Below are 17,151 nucleotides of genomic sequence, written 5' to 3'. Positions count from 1 at the left end.
AGGAGCGCGCCGGCGGACAGCGAACACCGCTCTCGTGCGTACGGGAACCGCGGCCGCGTCGGACGGCCTCCAGCTGATCCCCGCGCCGGCCGCCCCGCCGACGCCGGGACGCCTCACGGGCGGGCCGGCGGGCGCCGACCTCGCGCCCGGCCAGCTGATCCTCGGCCGCTACGAGCTGCTGCAGGTGCTCGGCCGCGGTGGCGCCGGCACGGTCTGGAAGGCGGAGGACCGCCAGCTGGGTCGGATCGTGGCGATCAAGTGCCTGCCCAACGAGGGCAGCGATCGGGCGCTCGCCGAGGCGCGGGCCGCGGCCCGCCTCAGCCATCCGACGGTCGTCGGTACCTACGCGCTGGGCAACGCCGACGGCTGCGCCTGGCTGGTGACCGAGTTCGTGGCCGGCGACACGCTCCGCCGAACGATCGCCGAGGACACCCACGACGACGACGAGCTGCTCCAGATCGGCCTCGCCCTCTGCGCCGCACTGATCCACGCGCACGGCCGCGGGATCGTCCACCGCGACGTGACCCCGCGCAACGTGCTGGTGCCGGTCGGCGCCTTCCGCGGCTCCGACCCGACCCACCCCTGCCATCCCGGGATCGCCCCGGCGAAGCTGGCCGACTTCGGGATCGCGCGCCTGAACGACGGGCAGGAGTCGGCCGAGTCGACCCCGGGACGGATCGTCGGCACGCTCTCGTACATGGCGCCCGAGCGGCTGCAGGGGGCCGTCGGCGACGAGTCGAGCGACCTCTGGGCGCTCGGGGTCGTGCTCCACGAGGCGTTCGTCGGCGAGCACCCCGGTGGCAAGCCGGAGCAGGCGAGCGCGCTCGTCCGGACCCACGCCGAGCTGCCGTCGCTGGCCCCGCGCCGGCCCGACCTGCCGCCGACCGTGGTGGCGGCGATCGACCGCGCCTGCGCCGCCGCTCCGGTCGATCGCGGCAGCGTCGCCGAGCTCGAGCACGCACTGCGGATCGGGCTGGCCGAGCGCGGCGTCGCCGTCGCGCCGGTCCTCCGCGACCCGGCCGAGGTGCACGCCGCGGTGCCGCCGCCGGGCGCCCGGCGGGCTCCGGACCGGCCACGGCCGGCTCGCGCCTCCGGCACCACCCGGGCGACAGCGAGCGTCGGGGCCGGCTCCTCGTTGCGGCGCCCGGCGCTGCTGCCGCTGGCCCCGATCGCGGCCGCCCTCGGTGCGGCCATCGGTGGCCCGGCCGTGCTCGCGGTCCTGCTGGCGCTGGCCGCGGTCCTGCTCGTGGCCGCGAGCGGCCCGCACCCCCAGGGCGGCCTCGTTCCGCGGGTCGCCGCCGGGGTCGTCGTGCTCGCGCTGGCGGCGGCGGTCGCCGGCGTGGTGATGCCGACGATCGTGACCGGCCTGGGCGGAGCGGCCGGTGGGCCGACCGCCCCCGTCGTCGCCTGCCTCGTCGCCATCGTGGTCGGAGCAGGCGTCGGCCGGGTGGGCACACCCCGTAGCATCCGCCGGTAACCGAGCCGAAGCTGTACGTGCTGCGCGACATCGAGAGCAAGCTTGCTGGTCTGGTCGAAGGCACCTTCGGCCGCCTCTTCCGAAGCGAGGTCACCCCCGCTGAGCTGGCCCGTGGGCTTTCCCGGGAGATGGAGTCGACCCGTCGGCAGGGTCTCGACCGGACCTGGGTCGCGCACCGCTACGACGTCTACCTCTCGCCGTCGGACTACCGTCGGATCACCGAGGCCGGCACCCCGCTCGCCGACGAGCTCTCCAACAGCCTGCTGCTCCACGCCCGCGAGCAGCGGTTCGCGCTCGCGCACGCGCCGGAGGTCCGCTTCCACCGCGAGAACAAGCTCGCGACCAGCCGCTACGGGGTCCGGGCGACGCACGACGAGGCCCCGGCGGCGGCGCCCGAACCCGCCCGCTCACCGGCCGCCCAGCGGCCCGCGCCGGCGGCGGCCCCGGCCCGCCCGCGCGAGCCCGTCGCCGAGCGTCGCGCCGCACCCGCCGGTCGCTCCTCGCTGGTGCTGGTCTTCGAGGGGCGCCGCGAGCCGGTCCCGGCCGCCGGCGGGACGATCGGCCGCAGCCGCGAGTGCGACGTCGTGATCGCCAGCGCCGAGGTCTCGCGACAGCACGCCCAGCTGCGTCCGACCGCCTCCGGCTGGGAGGTCGTCGACCTCGGCTCGACCAACGGCGTCCGCGTCAACGGCGTCGACGCGGGTGGGGTCGCGGCGCCCGCCGCGGTCCGGCCCGGCGACCGCATCAACCTCGGGACGGTCGTGCTTCAGGTCGAGGAGGCGTCGTGATCGCGCCGCCGCTCGCCGACCTGGTCGAGCCGGTCTCGGTCGCGCTCAAGTTCGCGATCGTCGGCGTCCTCTACCTGTTCCTCGCGTGGGTCGCCCGCTCGAGCGTGGTCGACCTCAGTCGCGGGACGGTCGGGATGGTCGCGCCCGGCGCGATCGACGGTGTAGACGGAGGGCGGACCGCGCCCGTCGGCGAACCCCGGCTGCGCGTCGAGCGCGCGATCGGTCACCATCCCGGGGACGAGTACGACGTGGGGCCCGGCGCGGTCATCGGCCGCGGGAGCACCGTCGAGATCCAGATCGAAGATCCGTATGCCTCCGGCAAGCACGCACGACTGGTGCGACAGGCAGGGGTGGTGATCGTGGAGGATCTGGGTTCGACGAACGGGACGTTCCTCAACGAGGAACCGCTGCTCGGAGCCCAGCCGCTGCAGTTGGGCGACCGGATCCGGATCGGCGACACCGAGTTCACCTACCTGGACGACTGAGCTGAGTGTTGCGCGTTACTGACTACGCCCAGCGGACCGATACCGGCCGCCAGCGCCCCCACAACGAGGACTCGTTCGTGGCGCGTGCGCCCCTGTTCGCGGTCGCCGACGGGATGGGAGGCGCCCAGGCCGGTGAGGACGCCTCGCGGATGGCGGTCGAGGTCCTCCACGAAGGGCTGGGCGACGGCACCGGCACGGTCGCCGAGCGGCTGACCGACCAGGTCGCCGAGGCGAACCGCCGGATCCACGAGCTGGCCCAGAGCGACCAGCGGCGGGCCGGGATGGGCACCACCCTGACCGCCGCCTACGTCGACACCGGCTCGCTGGTCGTCGTCCACGTCGGCGACAGCCGCCTCTACCGGCTGCGCGACGGCCGGCTCGACCGCCTGACCCAGGACCACTCGCTCGTCGAGGAGCTGGTGCGGCAGGGTCGGCTGACGCCGGAGGAGGCCGCCGAGCACCCGCAGCGGTCGATCATCACCCGCGCGCTCGGGCCCGAGTCGGAGGTCGCGATCGACTCCGAGGTCCTGCCCGTCGAGAACGGCGACCTCTACATGGTCTGCAGCGACGGCCTCACGGCGATGCTGTCGGAGGACCACATCCACGACCTGCTGCTCGTCGAGGATGGCGCGGGCTCGCTGAAGGCGCGGGTCGACGCGCTCGTCGACGCCGCCAACGAGGCCGGCGGGCGCGACAACATCACCGTCCTGCTCTTCCGCGTCGGCGACGACGACGCCCCGGTGACGGGACGCGCGTCCGGCGAGGAGCCGACCGCGACCCACCCGACCGCGATCGACGGGGCAGCCGTTCCCGAGCAGGCGACCGCGGTGATGCCGGTGGTCCCGCCGTTGCGGGACGGCGACGCCCTGGACGACGCCCCGGGTCGTGACGCCGGGGCCGGTGAGCTCGGCGGCGGTGGCCCCCGCGAGCCGCGGCGGGCGAAGAAGAAGCGCCGCCTGCGGGCCGGGCCGTTCATCGTCCTGTTCCTCGTCGGCTGCGTCCTGGTCGGGGCCTACTTCGCCTCCCAGACCGTCTACTTCGTCGGCAGCGACAAGGGCCTGGTCACCGTCTACCGCGGGCTGCCCTACGAGCTGCCCGGCGGCATCAAGCTCTACACCCCGAACTACTACTCGTCGGTACCGGTCGGCGAGCTCGATCCCCGCCTGCGTGAGCGACTGCTCGACCACCGGGTCCGATCGCTCGGCGACGCCAACGACGTCGTCTCGCGATTGGAGCGCGGGGAGGTCATCAAGCCGTGACGGCCCGCAACCGCGAGGCTCTCGCGCTGCTGCCGTCCGCGTTGCTGGTGACCGCCGGCTTCACGGCGATCTTCCTCAGACGAGATGCGTTCCTCAGCAACACGTCGCTGATCTACGGCGGCGTGTTCCTGGCCCTGTGCCTGGTCGGGCACCTGGTGATCCGGTTCACGGCCAAGAACGCGGATCCGTACCTCTTCCCGCTCGTCGCGTTGCTGGCCTGCTTCGGCCTCGTCGAGCTGTACCGGATCGACGAGTCGTTCGCGCGGCTGCAGGCCCAGTGGTTCGTGGTCGGTCTCGGGCTGTTCTCGGTCACGATGATCCTGCTCCGGGACTACCACCAGCTCGAGCGCTATCGGTACACGATCGCGCTCGGCTCGCTGGTGCTGCTCGCGCTGCCGCGGATGCCGGGAATCGGCGAGGCGACCAACGGCGCCTACCTCTCGATCCGGCTCGGGCCGCTCTCGTTCCAGGCCGCCGAGTTCGCCAAGATCGGGATCGTCATCTTCCTCGCCAGCTACCTCCGGGACACCCGGCAGGTGCTGATCCACGGGGGCCGCAAGATCTTCGGGGTCTCGTTGCCCCCGCTCCGCCACCTCGGGCCGCTGCTGGCGATCTGGGGCACGGCGATGGTGATGCTGATCTTCATCCGCGACCTCGGTTCGTCGCTGATGTTCTTCGGCGCGTTCCTGGCCCTGATCTACGTCGCGACCGGCAAGCTGCGGTTCCCGCTCGCCGGGCTCGCGGCCTTCGCGGCCGGCGCCTACCTCGTCGGCAGCAAGGTCGGGCACGTGCAGGACCGCGTGGCGGCCTGGCGCAACCCGCTCGACCCGATCCTCTTCGGCAGCGCCGACGTCACGCCGCACCCGCCCGGCTACGGCTCCAGCTACCAGCTCGCCGAGTCGCTCTTCGCCCAAGCGGACGGCGGCCTCTTCGGTCGCGGCTTCGGCCAGGCCGAGCTGCTGACCCAGGTCACCGACGGGACGGTCACCACCCCGCTGCTGCCGGCGTCGCAGACCGACATGATCTACGCGCTGATCACCAACGAGACGGGGCTGCTCGGCGCGGCGGCGATCCTGCTCGCCTACCTGCTGATCGTGCACCGCGGGTTCCGCGTGGCGATGCTCGCGCGTGACCCCTTCAGCAAGCTGCTGGCGACGGGCCTCACCTCGGTCTTCGCGCTCCAGGTCTTCGTGATCGTCGGCGGCGTCACCAAGGTGATCCCGCTGACCGGCGTCACGCTGCCGTTCATCAGCTACGGCGGCTCGTCGATCATGGCCAACTTCGTGCTGCTGGCGCTGCTGATGCGCGTCTCCGAGGACGCGAGGAGACCGGCATGAACAAGTCGATCCGCAACCTCTTCCTGCTGGTCGTCGTGCTCTTCGGGCTGCTGATCGCCTACACCTCGCGGTGGACGGTCTTCGAGGACCAGTCGCTGCGGGCCGACCCGCAGAACAGCCGTGATCTGGTCCGGGCCCAACGTGTCCCGCGGGGCAAGATCCTCGCCGCCGACGGGACGACCCTCGCCCGCAGCGTCAAGAAGCGCACCCGCTCGACCAGCACCGAGGTCTACCAGCGGCGCTACCCGCTCGGCAGCACCTTCGTGGCCCCGGTCGGGGTCAGCGACCTCACGTTCGGCCAGTCGGGGCTGGAGAAGTCCCAGAACGACTGGCTGTCGGGCAAGGCGGTCAAGCTGGCGACGGCGGTCAACCGCTTGGTCGCCGGCGACCAGCGCGGCAACGACGTGCGCACGACGCTCGTCCCCGCCGTCCAGCGGGCGGCGATCAACTCGCTCAACGGGCGGGCCGGATCGGTCGTCGCGATGGATCCCCGGACCGGCAAGGTCCTGGCGCTGGTCTCGGTCCCGAGCTTCGACCCGAACAAGCTGATCGCGGACCCGGACTACCGCAGCACCCTCAAGGACAGCGCGCTGTTCAACCGCGCGACCCAGTCGGGCTACGTGCCGGGGTCGACCTTCAAGGTCCTGACCGCGGCCGCCGCGCTCGACTCGGGCAAGTTCACCCCCGACACGCTGATCGACGGGGCGAGCGGGCAGGTCTTCGCCGGGCAGCCGCTGGCCAACTTCGGCGGCGAGCAGTTCGGGCAGGTGACGCTGCGGCAGGCCCTCACCCAGTCGATCAACGGCGCCTTCGGCAACGTCGCGGTCGACCTCGGCGGGGCCACGATGCAGAAGTACATGAAGCGGTTCGGATTCGGCTCGAAGCCGCCGCTCGACTTCCCGTCCGACGAGCTGCGGGCCTCGGGCGAGTACCGCAAGGGCAAGATCATCCCCGCCACCAGCAAGTACGTCGACCTCGCGCGGCTCGGGATCGGCCAGGACAAGCTCAACGCGACGCCGCTCCAGATGGCGATGGTGGCGGCCGGCGTGGCCAACGGCGGCCGGCTGATGAAGCCGCACCTCGTCGACCAGATCGTCGACGCCGACGGGCTGGTGCAGAAGACGATCGATCCCGAGCTCTACCGCCGCGTGATGAAGCCCGGGACCGCGGCCGAGCTACGCTCGATGATGGGCAACGTCGTCGACGAGGGCACCGGCAACGCGGCCCAGCTCGGCGGGATCGCCGTCGGCGGCAAGACCGGCACCGCCGAGCTCGGCGCCGTGATCGACGGCATCAACGACCTCTGGTTCATCGGCTTCGCCCCGCTGGCGGCGCCGAAGGTCGCGGTCGCGGTGATCGTCGAGAACTCGCCGGGCCAGGGCGGCGCGATCGCCGCCCCGATCGCCCGCGACGTGATCCAGGCGGCGCTGGCCGGAGGCACGGGCCGATGACGTGGGTCACGCCCCCGACGTGGGCCGATGGGCATAGTGGTGGGACCGGCGGCTCAGCCGCGGACGGAGCAACGACGGCATGAACCGAACCGGACAGACGATCGACGCGCGGTACCTGGTCGAGCGCCGCCTGGGCACCGGCGGGATGGCCGACGTCTTCGCCTGCGAGGACCTCCAGCTCGGTCGCCACGTGGCCGTCAAGGTGCTCCACGAGCAGCTGGCCGAGGACCCCCAGGTCGTCGCCCGCTTCCGGCGCGAGAGCCAGTCGGCCGCTGGCCTCCAGCACCCGCACATCGTCTCGGTCTTCGACCGTGGCGACTGGGACGGCATCCCGTACATGGCGATGGAGCTCGTCGACGGGGTCACGCTCAAGGACGTCATCCGCGACCAGGCCCCGCTCGACCCGGTCAAGTCGATCGACCAGATCTCGCAGGTCCTCGACGCGTTGCGGTACGCCCACCGCCGCGGCCTCGTCCACCGCGACATCAAGCCCCAGAACGTCCTCGTCGGTCCCGACGGGGACCTGAAGGTCGCGGACTTCGGGATCGCCCGGGCCGTCGACGACCTCCAGATGACCCAGACCGGCATGATCGTCGGGACGGCGCACTACCTCTCGCCGGAGCAGGCCTCGGGCCAGGCGATCACCCCCTCGGCCGACCTCTACGCCGTCGGCGTCGTGCTCTTCGAGATGCTGACGGGCCGGATGCCCTTCGAGGGCGACCAGCCGGTCGCGATCGCGCTCAAGCACGTCAACGAGGAGCCGCCGGCGCTGTCGGTCGTCAACCCCGACGTCCCGGCCGACCTCGAGTACGTCGTGATGCGCGCGCTGGCCAAGGTGCCGGAGGAGCGCTACACCGACGCCGAGGAGTTCATCGCCGCGCTCCAGGCCGTCCGCCACCGGATCGTCTCCGGCGCGCCGGTTCCCGAGCACGGGCCCTTCACCACCGGCGCCCCCGGCGGCTACGGCGCGGCCGGGAGCCAGATCACCGGCGGCTGGCTGCAGCCGGCCGCGGGGATGGCGGTGCCCGCGGGCGTCGCTCCGGAGGAGATCCGTGAGCAGGCCGAGGCCCGCCGCCGACGCAACTGGACCTTCGCGATCGTCGGGGGCCTCGCCACCCTGATGGTCCTCGCCCTGATCGGCTACCTCGCCTTCGGGCGGATGGAGACCGTGCCGGACGTGCGCGGCCTGAGCGCCGCCAAGGCCACCCAGCGGCTCGAGGACCGGGGCTTCAAGGTGATCCGCGACGACACCGCCAGCAGCACCGTCCCGGCCGACACCGTGATGCGGCAGGACCCGTCGGCACTGCGCCGGGTCCGCCACGGTGCCCGGGTCCGGATCGTCGTCTCGACCGGCCAGGCCGAGGCGACCGTGCCGACCGTCTCCGGGCTGACGCTCGACCAGGCGAAGCAGAAGCTCGGGGAGGCCGGCTTCACGCGCGTCAACGACACGCGGATGTCGAGCGCGACCGTCGCCACCGACACGGTGATCACCACCGATCCGGGGCCCGACGCGAGCGTCCCGACCTCGACCACGATCACCGTCCGCGTCTCCAGCGGACCCGCCTCCAACGGCAAGGTGAAGGTGCCCGACGTCGAGGGCTCGACGCGCGCGAAGGCGGCGGCGACGCTCGAGGCGGCAGGCCTGGGGGCCTCCTTCACGGAGCAGGACAGCCGCGACCACCGGGCCGGGACCGTCCTCAGCCAGAGCCCGACGGCCAAGTCGGAGGTCGATCCGGGCACCGACGTGGCGCTCGTGATCGCGCGGGCGGTCAAGGACCAGACGACCACGACGCCGACCCAGACGGCGACGACCCCGCCGTCGACCGACGTGACCGTGCCCAACGTCCAGGGCCAGTCGCGCTCGAAGGCCGAGTCGGCGTTGAAGAAGCTCGGCCTGCGCCCGCAGGTTGCGACGATCACCGTCGCCGACCAGGCGCAGGACGGCAAGGTCGTCGAGCAGGTCCCCAACGGGGGTCGGGTCGCGGCCGGTGCCCGGATCAGCTTGAAGGTCGGGCGCTTCCAGGCGCCGGCCACGACCACCGAGGGCGCCAGCGGCGACGGTTCGCCGACCGCTTCGGGCGGTCCCAGTGGCGACCGGGCACCGGCCTCGTCGAACCCGGTGTCCGACACACGCACCCTGAGGGTGAAGGAAGGAGCTTCATGACACGTGTTGCGGTCTTGGGTGGCGGACGCTCGTCGGAGCACGAGGTCTCACGGCGATCGGCGACCGCCGTCGCCGCCGGCCTGCGCGCGGCCGGCCACGAGGTCGTGGAGGTCGATCTGGCCCGTGACGGTGGCTGGACCACCCGCGACGGCGCTGCGGTCGCCCTGACGCCCGGAGCGGGCCTGCTCGGCTGCGACGTCGCCTTCCCGGTCCTCCACGGTCCGTTCGGCGAGGACGGGACCGTCCAGGGCCTGCTCGAGCTGCTCGACATCCCCTACGTCGGTGCGTCGGTGCTCGGCTCGGCGGTCTCGATGGACAAGGTGGTCTTCAAGGACCTGATGCAGACCGCGGGGATCCCCCAGGTCGGCTACGAGGCCGTCCACGCTCGCGACTGGGCCGCGGACCGCGCGGCGGTCCTCGAGCGGATCGCCGGCCTCGGCCTGCCGGTCTGGGTCAAGCCCTCGCGGCTCGGCTCGTCGGTCGGGATCGCTCCGGCGCGGACCGCGGACGAGGTCGCCCCGGCGATCGAGGACGCGCTTCGCCACGACGCCCGCGTGATCGTCGAGGCCTCGGCCGCGGGGATCGAGGCCGAGACGGCCGTACTCGGGCTCGGCGACGCGCCCGAGGTCTCGACCGTCGGCCAGATCGTGCTCACCAGCGACGATCCCGACGCCTGGTACGACTACGAGGCGAAGTACACCCCGGGCGGCATGGAGCTGCGGGTCCCGGCGGAGATCAGCCCGACGGCGCTTGCTCGCCTGCGGGAGCTGGCGGCGCAGGCGTTCACGCTCGCCTGCTGCGACGGCCTCGCCCGGGCGGACTTCTTCGTCGACGGCGAGACGGTCCTGCTCAACGAGCTGAACACCCTTCCCGGGTTCACCGAGACGTCGGTCTACGGCAAGCTCTGGGAGGCCAGCGGCGTGGCCTACCCCGATCTGGTCTCGCGGCTCGTCGCGCTCGCGCAGGAGCGGTTCCGGCGCGAGCGGCAGCAGCAGTTCTAGCGGCGGCCGCGCCCGGCCGCTAGCGGCTGGGCGCGAAGAGCACGATCTCGTTGATCGCGACCGAGCTGTCGTTCGGCGGCAGCTTGGTGATCCAGACCAGGTAGTAGCGGTAGCGGCCGGTCCCGGACGGGAAGCGGATGTCGTTCAGGCGCTTCGCCTTGGGGATCTCGGCGAGCGTGGTCCAGCCGCTCTTGGTGTCCGTCGGCGGCGGTCCCCCGCCCTTGGCGGCGAGGATCTGGCCCTGCCATCCGGGCGTCGAGGAGGTGACCTGGATCCGGTTGGCGTTGGCGCTCGGCTCGGCGTCGACGAAGATCCCGACCCCGTCCTTGTGCAGGTCGCCGCCGACGTAGGTCTCGGTGTTCCAGGCGGTCGAGCTCTCGCCGTCGACCACCAGGTGGGCCTGCTCCGGGTGCTGCTGCTTGTCGTTCGGGTCGAGGCTGTAGGGGTTGTAGTCCTTCGCCGCGCCCTGGCTGAGCGAGATCGGCTTGTCGCTCTTCGGCACCGGGCCCTGGGCCCGCTGGGCGGTCCCCGAGGTCGTGCGGTCGTGCAGCAGCTCGTAGGCGGCGGCCCCGAACGCGACCAGCACCAGCAGCGCGGCGACCGCGAGCAGGCCGCGTCGGCGCAGGCGCAGGTTGACCCGCTGCTGCTGCTGGGCCGGCAGGCTGCGGAGGACGGCCGTCGCCTCACCCGTCGCGACGCCACGACGGCTGGCCTCGATCGTCAGGACGTCCTCGAGATCGGCGATCAGCTCGTCAGTGCTGGGATACCGGACGTGCAGGTCCTTGGCCGTCGCCCGGTCGACGACCGCGGCCAGCGCGGCCCCGATCGACGGGCGCAGGTGCTGGACGTCGGGCAGCTCCTCGCGGACGTGCTTCATCGCCACGGCGACCTGGTTCTCGCCGTGGAACGGGATGTCCCCGATCAACATCTCGTAGAGCACGATGCCCAGCGAGTAGATGTCGCTCTGGCCCGTGACGTCGAGGCCCATCGCCTGCTCGGGCGAGACGTAGTCGGTGGTGCCGAGGACGCGCCCGTCGGCGGTCAGGCCGTGCTCCTCGAGCGTCCGTGCGATCCCGAAGTCGGTGACCTTGGCCAGGCCCTCCTCGTTGATCATCACGTTCTGGGGCTTGACGTCGCGGTGGACGATCCCCCGCTCGTGGGCGGCGCCGAGCGCCCGTGCGATCTCGACCGCGTAGGCGACCGCCTCGGTCACGGGCAGCCGGCCGGCCCGCTGGATCCGCTCCTTGAGCGTCTCCCCCTTGACGTGCTCGAAGACGATGAACGGGGTGTCGTCGTGCTCGCCCGCGTCGATCACCTGGACGATGTGCGGGTGGTTCAGCTGCGCGACGGCGCGGGCCTCGCGCCGGAACCGCTCGAGCTGCTCCGAGTTCTCGGCCAGGTTGCGGTGCATCCGCTTGATCGCGACCGTCCGCTCGAGGACGGTGTCGAAGGCGCGGTAGACCGTCGACATCCCTCCAGATCCGATCTGGGCTTCAAGGCGGTAGCGATCCGCGAGGAGGGTGCCGACGTCGATGCTCACCGGTGCGGATCTATTCTGCGGCCATCGCCGTGGTTCGTGCCCGCTCCTTCGCCGATCCGGCGGCGCCCACCTGCGGGCGAGGGGAGCCGGAGCTGCTGCGGGTGACGGCCGAGTTCAGGTCCACGACCACGATCTTGCCGGTTGTGGTCGGAGAGTGGCGCACCACCGGTGATTCTTGCGTGTCGGTGCATGCCAGCTTGCAGGCTCCCACGACCGGAGGCCGTCCGGCGGGCGGCCGGGACCGCTGGTCCTTCGGGAGGCGTCCGGACCGACCGTACGCCGTCGGCGCGAGCGCCGTCGTCAGGAGGGGCGGGCGTCCCGCCGACCACGACCGAGCGGGCGTGGTCGGCGAAACGGGTTCGAGGCCCCGTCGCGATCAGCGGAAGGCGAGCCGCCGCGTGATCCGCACCTGCTGGACGATCTTGCCGGCGGCAGCCGTCGAAGAGCCCTTGTAGACGTACCGGAGGCGGTAGACGCCGGCCTTGCGGGCGGTGAAGCGCTTGCGGAAGGTGCCCTTCGAGCTGATCTTCACGCGGCCGAGGGTCTTGTACTTGCCGCCCTTCTTGCCGCGGGCGATCGAGATCGTGACCCGGCCGCGGATCGACGTCTCGCGCAGGGTGCCCTTGAGCTGGTAGCTCGGGCCCCGCGAGTCGGGGAAGCTGACGCTCGAGAGATCGAACGGCGCGATGGCCTCGATCGCCACCGGAGCGCTCCACGGCGTGTAGAAGCGGCCCCCGCCGGCGTAGCCGATCGCCCGGGCGACGACCACGTAGCGGCCGGGGGTGCGGACGCTGAACGGTGCGAGGCCGGTCGCGGTGCTGACGTAGGTCGTCTCCGACGGGCCGGAGATCGCGCCGTCGGGGCCGATCACGCCGCCCGCCGCGTACCGGATCTCGTAGCTGCTGGCGCCGGGGTTCAGCTGGACCGGCAGCTGGAGCGTGTTGGTCGTGTAGCTGTTGGCCGCCCGGATCATGTGCTTGCCGGCCGGGGTCCCGACGACGACCGAGCCGGAGATCACGACGGGATAGGTCTCCGTCGAGGTCGGCTTGGCGCAGGTCGTGTCGGCCTTCGCGAAGTTGGTCACGGTGAACGTGTAGGTGCCGTTGCCGCGGTAGTCGATGCTGCGGTCGACCGGGACCTTGGTCGTGAAGCAGTCGACGTTCGACGAGACCGCGACGCCGTCGGGTCCGGCGAAGCTGACGCGGTAGCGGTAGTCGGCGCCCGGGGCGAAGCCGACGCCGATCTTCGTCGACATGTTGCGGATCCCGACCGGGGTGTCGCGGGTCAGGGCCACTGGGTTGCCGTCGTCACCGGCCACGGTCACGTTGGCGGCGTCTGCGGCGGTCGCGGTCGCGAGCACGGCAAGGGTGGCGGCGCCGGCCGCCAGCAGCAGGCGGGGGCGGGGAACGTTGCGCATTGGGGGTGTCTCCTCACACGGGAAGGAACGGATTGGGGGATCCCGTGGCGGCGAACTCTATGGTCTGGCGCGGTCGCGGGGCGTCGGTTGCCGCGTCCTGCGGTCCGATCGGGCGGGTCGGCGCGACGTCGGCGGGCGGTGCCGCCCGGTTGTGCGGAGCCCTCGCCGCCGGGCGGGTGTCGCCGTGCGGGGTTGCGGGGCGGCGGGGTGGCGGTGTCCGCCGTCGGCAGCGCGCCCTCAGCAGCGGGGGCGCAGCAGGACGGTGATCCGTCGGTTGATCTCGGGCCTACACCTGAACGTGTCAATCTGGTGCCGACCTCGTGGAGGACCCGTTGGCCTGGACGTCACAGGATCGGGGCACCTGCGCACTACACAGGTGATGGCCGAGATTCCCACGAGTCCGCTGGCGCGCAGTCGGCGCGACCCCCAGGCGTTCACGGCGTTCTACGCCGCGGAGGCGCCACGGATGGTCGTCTTCTTCGCCCGCCGGATCCTCGACTCCGAGGCCGCGCTCGACCTGACCGCCGAGACCTTCGCCGCGGCGTTCGCCGGACGCAAGGGATTCCGCGGTCGCGACGAACGGTCGGCACGGGCCTGGGTCCGCACGATCGGCGAGCGCCAGCTGGCGGCCTACCTCAAGCGGGGCTACGCGGACCGGGCCGTCCGCGAGCGGCTCGGCGTCGAGCGGCCGCCGGCCACGCCGGAGGAGCTGCAACGGGTCGACGAGCTGGCGGCCCTGGCGGGACTCCGGGCGGCGGTCGCCCGCGAGCTGCTCGACCTGCCCGAGGCCGAGCGCGAGGCGGTTCGGCTGCGGATCGTCGACGAGCTCGACTTCGCGCAGGTCGCCCACCAACTGGAGATCACGGAGGCCGCGGCCCGGCAACGGGTCTCGCGGGCGCTGCGGCGTCTGCACGGACGGCTGCGGCCGTGGACGGACGAGGAGCTGGTCGCATGAGCGAGCACGACGACGACGCCCGGCCCTCCGCGACGCGGATCGAGGACCTGCCCTCGTTGCAGGCCTTCGGGGAACGGCTGGTGGCGACCGAGGGGATCCCGGTGCGCGGCGCGCGACGGATGATCACCGTCACCACCCTGCTGGCGTCGCTGGCCGCGGCGGCGACCTTCACCGGCGCGGCGGCGGTCGCCCTGACCGCCGCCACCGGCAGCCCGATCCCGTCGTTCGCGCGGGGCGACAGCACGGGGATCTGGCCCGATCCGGGCAGCACCCGGCTCGCGGACCTGCGCGCGGCCGATCCGCACGGGGGATCGCCGTGGACGGTCCGGGTCGGCCGCTCCGGCGACGGGCTCGTCTGCGTCGGGGTCGGCCAGGCGGTCGCGGGCCAGCTCGGGATCCGGGGGCTCGACGGCATCTTCCGCCCGAGCTCGGCGGTCGGCTCGGACCAGTGCGGACCGGCGCCGAGCAGCGGAGCGCCGCTGGTCGCCCTGCGTGGCTTCGCGGGGCCCGACGTCGCCCGTCCGCAGGGGGCCACGACCGTCGTCTACGGGACCGGCGGCGCCGATCTCGAACGGGCGGAGGTCACCACCGGCGACGGCCGCACGCGGCAGCTCCCGGTCGGGACCGCCGGCAGCTTCGTCGTGGCGGTCGCCGGCTGGCCCGAGGGGGTCGCACCGAGCGTCTGGCTGCGCTGGAGGAACGGCCGCGAGCGGACGGTCCGGCTCGGATCGCCCGACCTCGTCCCCGATCCGGGCGGGCAGTTCGGTTGGACCAGTCGGTCGATGTGGGGGGAAGGCGTCATCTCGGGGCGGACCCGGGGAGGCAACCCGCTCTCCACGTTGGTCGGCTGCACCGCGGTGCAGCCCGGACGCCGGGAGCGGGAGCGATACGTGGTCTGCGGCTCCGACGACCGTCGGGTGGCGCTGCTGCACCGGATCGACGGAGCCGGCTACGGCGGTGGTCCGCGGCAGGTGGTCGTCGTCCGGACCCACGACACGGGCGATCGCACGCGGATCACGGTCGCGGGGCGCCCGGTGCCGCTCGTCGCCGGGGAGGCGAACGGACCGGCGCTGCGGCAGACCGGACGCCGGAAGGACCATCGCGGTCGCTGGTCCTCCTACACGCAGTGGGGCTTCGGGCGGGGCACGCGGGTGGTGCTGGCCGTGCTGCCGGCCTCGGTACGGGCGGCGGACGTGACGGTCGCGATCGAGCGCGGCGGGCGAGCGTCGCGGCTTGCGGTGCGACGAGCGAGGGGAGGACGCTGATGCGCGTCAGGGCACGGCAGGGGTTGGTGGTGGCCGGGGTCGCCGGGGTGCTGGCGGGCGGCGTGACCGCGGTCGCGACCCGTAGCTCGTCCGACGACGCCGCGGGGGCCGGAACCGCGTCGGTGCTGCGCCCGGAGCGCGGACCGCTGCGGACCGCGCTTCCGGACACCCAGCCGCCCCGAGCCGGCGACCCGCCGGTGCGGACGACGTATCCCGCGATGCCGGGCACCCGCCCTCGCGTCGTGGCGCGGGTCGCGGACCCTTACGGCGGCCCGCCGTGGGCGATCCGGCTGTTCGAGCGTCGAGCCGCCCGCTCGGCGGGGCAGCGGGACGTGCGCGGCGTGCGGGTGGTCTGTGCCCAGGTCGGCCGGATCGTCGCCGGTCGGTTCGTGTGGGTCGACCCGGGCGAGGTGCGGGCCCTGCGGGTGCCGGTCCGGATGACCGACACCACGATCTGCACCGGCCGCGGGCGGGTCGCGTCGGTCGCCGCACTGCGGATGCCGCTCGGCGACCCCGCGGCCGCGCTGCCCGGGGTGGCCGCGACCGTCTTCTGGGGGATCGCGCCCGACGCGCGGGACGTGACGGTACGACGTGGGGCCTCGCGGATCGCGCTGCCGGCGCTGGCGGGCGGCAGCCGGCTGGTCGTCGCCCGCGGGGCCCGGCCGGTCGGCGGCTCGGAGGTCGTCGCCGACGGGCGGGTCGAGCGACGGGGGCTCGCCAACGGGCCGTATCTCGATGCCGACGCTCGGGGTCTGCCGCTCGGGGTGGGTGCGCGCGAGCAGCGACCGATCCGTCAGATCAGACGCAACGAGGGCTTCACGCTCGCGGCGGTCGTCGCCGATCCCGCAGCGGACCGTCCCGCGCTGGTCGTGACGTCGCGGATTCCGGGTTCGGGGAGGCCCTGCTGGGGGCTCGTGCCGGCGTTGATCGGCGGGGAGCCGGTGCGGGCCGCGCAGGGACTTGGTGCGCTGGTGGTGTCGGTGGGGCTCTGCGACGTGCCGATGCCGGTGTCGGCGGGCACCTACGGCAGTCCGAGCAGTGGTGGCTCGAGCGGCGGCGGGAGACCGGGTGCGGAACAGCGGCGGGCGGTGTCGCGCCGAACCCTGCCGGGGGCGGCGCAGTCGGTGATCGTTGTGCCGGCGAACGTGGTCGAGGTCGATCTGCGCGAGCCGACGGGGGTCCGCACGGTCAGGACGGTGCCGGTCGGCGACGCACGGCTGGCGGTCTCGCTGACCGCGGGTGACCTGCCGCTCGGGGGCTGGAGTCGGTTCTCCGGCTCGTTCGTCTCGCGGCCGACGTTGGTGGGGCGGGACGCCGCCGGTCGCGCGGTCCGGCTGCGGCCGGGTCGGTGATCGGCGGGCGATGGGCCGGCGCGTCGAGCGCGGGCCGGTGGTCGGGGCCGCCGGTCGGGCGCGTCGCGGGCCCTTCGGTGCCGGGCGCCGGTGCGGCGGGTTCGTGGCGGGCAGCTGGCTCTCGTCGTGGTCCGGTGCGGGAGACTGCGCGCATGCGCAAGGCTGCCGTTCTCGTTCTCGCGACCGTTGCTCTCGCCGGGTGCGGCGGGGACGACGAGCAGGCCCAGGCCCCGCCAACCAGTCCAACCGAGCAGACGGCTCCGGGTGCTCCACCGACCGTGACCGTTCCGCCGGCGGTCACGGTCCCACCCGCGGCCACCGTTCCCCCGACGGCGACCGTCCCGCCGACCGCCACCGTGCCGCCGGCGACGACGGTTCCGCGGAGTCCGACGCCGAAGCCCGGCGGCCCCGTCTGGTGCCCGGCCGGCCCCAAGGGGTCGACGGTCCGGGGCGGACCTGGGAGCTTCGACGCCCGGCGGCTGCTGGGGAAGGAGATCCTCGACGCCGAGACCCTCGCGCGCAAGCACGACTGCACGGTTCGGGTGGTCCGCCGCGACGGCAAGGACCTGATCCAGACGATGGACCTCTCGACGGCGCGGGTGAACGTCGAGGAACGGAAGGGCAAGGTCGTGGCGCTGCGCGGGATCGCCTGAGCGGTCG

At 73.3% G+C, this 17,151-nt stretch carries 14 protein-coding genes; 12 read left to right on the top strand and 2 right to left on the bottom strand.

Features of this window, described 5'->3' with window-relative positions; genetic code table 11:
* Window positions 1-34: 34 nt before the first annotated feature.
* The 8 genes from ACVUH9_RS14375 to ACVUH9_RS14340 all read left to right on the top strand — a co-directional run bounded on the left by ACVUH9_RS14375 (window position 35) and on the right by ACVUH9_RS14340 (window position 9,962).
* Window positions 35-1,477, top strand: coding sequence for a serine/threonine-protein kinase (locus ACVUH9_RS14375; RefSeq protein WP_475758052.1), 1,443 nt, complete (start codon window positions 35-37; stop codon window positions 1,475-1,477).
* A gap of 17 nt (window positions 1,478-1,494) precedes the next feature.
* Complete coding sequence (locus tag ACVUH9_RS14370) at window positions 1,495-2,265, top strand: FhaA domain-containing protein (protein WP_475758050.1); 771 nt, start codon at window positions 1,495-1,497, stop codon at window positions 2,263-2,265.
* Window positions 2,262-2,750, top strand: a complete 489-nt coding sequence (locus ACVUH9_RS14365; RefSeq protein WP_475758048.1) for an FHA domain-containing protein — start codon at window positions 2,262-2,264, stop codon at window positions 2,748-2,750. The genes ACVUH9_RS14370 and ACVUH9_RS14365 overlap by 4 nt, the downstream gene beginning before the upstream one ends.
* Before the next feature lie 5 nt (window positions 2,751-2,755).
* Window positions 2,756-4,009, top strand: a complete 1,254-nt coding sequence (locus ACVUH9_RS14360; RefSeq protein WP_475758046.1) for a Stp1/IreP family PP2C-type Ser/Thr phosphatase — start codon at window positions 2,756-2,758, stop codon at window positions 4,007-4,009.
* A complete protein-coding gene (locus tag ACVUH9_RS14355) occupies window positions 4,006-5,346 on the top strand; it encodes an FtsW/RodA/SpoVE family cell cycle protein (protein WP_475758044.1) in 1,341 nt (446 codons plus the stop codon). The genes ACVUH9_RS14360 and ACVUH9_RS14355 overlap by 4 nt, the downstream gene beginning before the upstream one ends.
* A complete protein-coding gene (locus tag ACVUH9_RS14350; protein WP_475758042.1) occupies window positions 5,343-6,797 on the top strand; it encodes a peptidoglycan D,D-transpeptidase FtsI family protein in 1,455 nt (484 codons plus the stop codon). Before ACVUH9_RS14355 ends, ACVUH9_RS14350 begins: the two co-directional genes overlap by 4 nt.
* Window positions 6,798-6,876: 79 nt before the next feature.
* On the top strand, window positions 6,877-8,961 hold the full coding sequence (pknB, locus tag ACVUH9_RS14345) for a Stk1 family PASTA domain-containing Ser/Thr kinase (RefSeq protein ID WP_475758040.1): 2,085 nt from the start codon (window positions 6,877-6,879) through the stop codon (window positions 8,959-8,961).
* A complete protein-coding gene (locus ACVUH9_RS14340) occupies window positions 8,958-9,962 on the top strand; it encodes a D-alanine--D-alanine ligase family protein (protein WP_475758038.1) in 1,005 nt (334 codons plus the stop codon). Before pknB ends, ACVUH9_RS14340 begins: the two co-directional genes overlap by 4 nt.
* 19 nt (window positions 9,963-9,981) lie before the next feature.
* On the opposite strand, the gene ACVUH9_RS14335 is transcribed toward ACVUH9_RS14340, so the two are convergent.
* Window positions 9,982-11,433, bottom strand: a complete 1,452-nt coding sequence (locus tag ACVUH9_RS14335) for a protein kinase domain-containing protein (RefSeq protein WP_475758036.1) — start codon at window positions 11,431-11,433, stop codon at window positions 9,982-9,984.
* 445 nt (window positions 11,434-11,878) lie between these two features.
* Window positions 11,879-12,919 (bottom strand): hypothetical protein, encoded by a 1,041-nt coding sequence (locus ACVUH9_RS14330; RefSeq protein ID WP_475758034.1) that lies wholly within the window; start codon window positions 12,917-12,919, stop codon window positions 11,879-11,881.
* 379 nt (window positions 12,920-13,298) lie between these two features.
* On the opposite strand from ACVUH9_RS14330, the gene ACVUH9_RS14325 reads away from it, so the two are divergent.
* The 4 genes from ACVUH9_RS14325 to ACVUH9_RS14310 all read left to right on the top strand — a co-directional run bounded on the left by ACVUH9_RS14325 (window position 13,299) and on the right by ACVUH9_RS14310 (window position 17,144).
* Window positions 13,299-13,874, top strand: a complete 576-nt coding sequence (locus ACVUH9_RS14325) for an RNA polymerase sigma factor (protein ID WP_475758032.1) — start codon at window positions 13,299-13,301, stop codon at window positions 13,872-13,874.
* Window positions 13,871-15,139: a hypothetical protein gene (locus ACVUH9_RS14320; protein WP_475758030.1), complete on the top strand. Its 1,269-nt coding sequence runs from the start codon at window positions 13,871-13,873 to the stop codon at window positions 15,137-15,139. Before ACVUH9_RS14325 ends, ACVUH9_RS14320 begins: the two co-directional genes overlap by 4 nt.
* Complete coding sequence (locus tag ACVUH9_RS14315; RefSeq protein WP_475758028.1) at window positions 15,139-16,491, top strand: hypothetical protein; 1,353 nt, start codon at window positions 15,139-15,141, stop codon at window positions 16,489-16,491. Before ACVUH9_RS14320 ends, ACVUH9_RS14315 begins: the two co-directional genes overlap by 1 nt.
* A 278-nt stretch (window positions 16,492-16,769) precedes the next feature.
* Entirely contained in the window at window positions 16,770-17,144 is a 375-nt protein-coding gene (locus ACVUH9_RS14310) for a hypothetical protein (protein ID WP_475758026.1), read from the top strand.
* Window positions 17,145-17,151: the final 7 nt, after the last annotated feature.

It is taken from the genome of Patulibacter ginsengiterrae, assembly GCF_056269115.1.
Note: the sequence above shows the minus strand (reverse complement) of the source record. Positions and strands in the feature narration are given on the sequence as shown.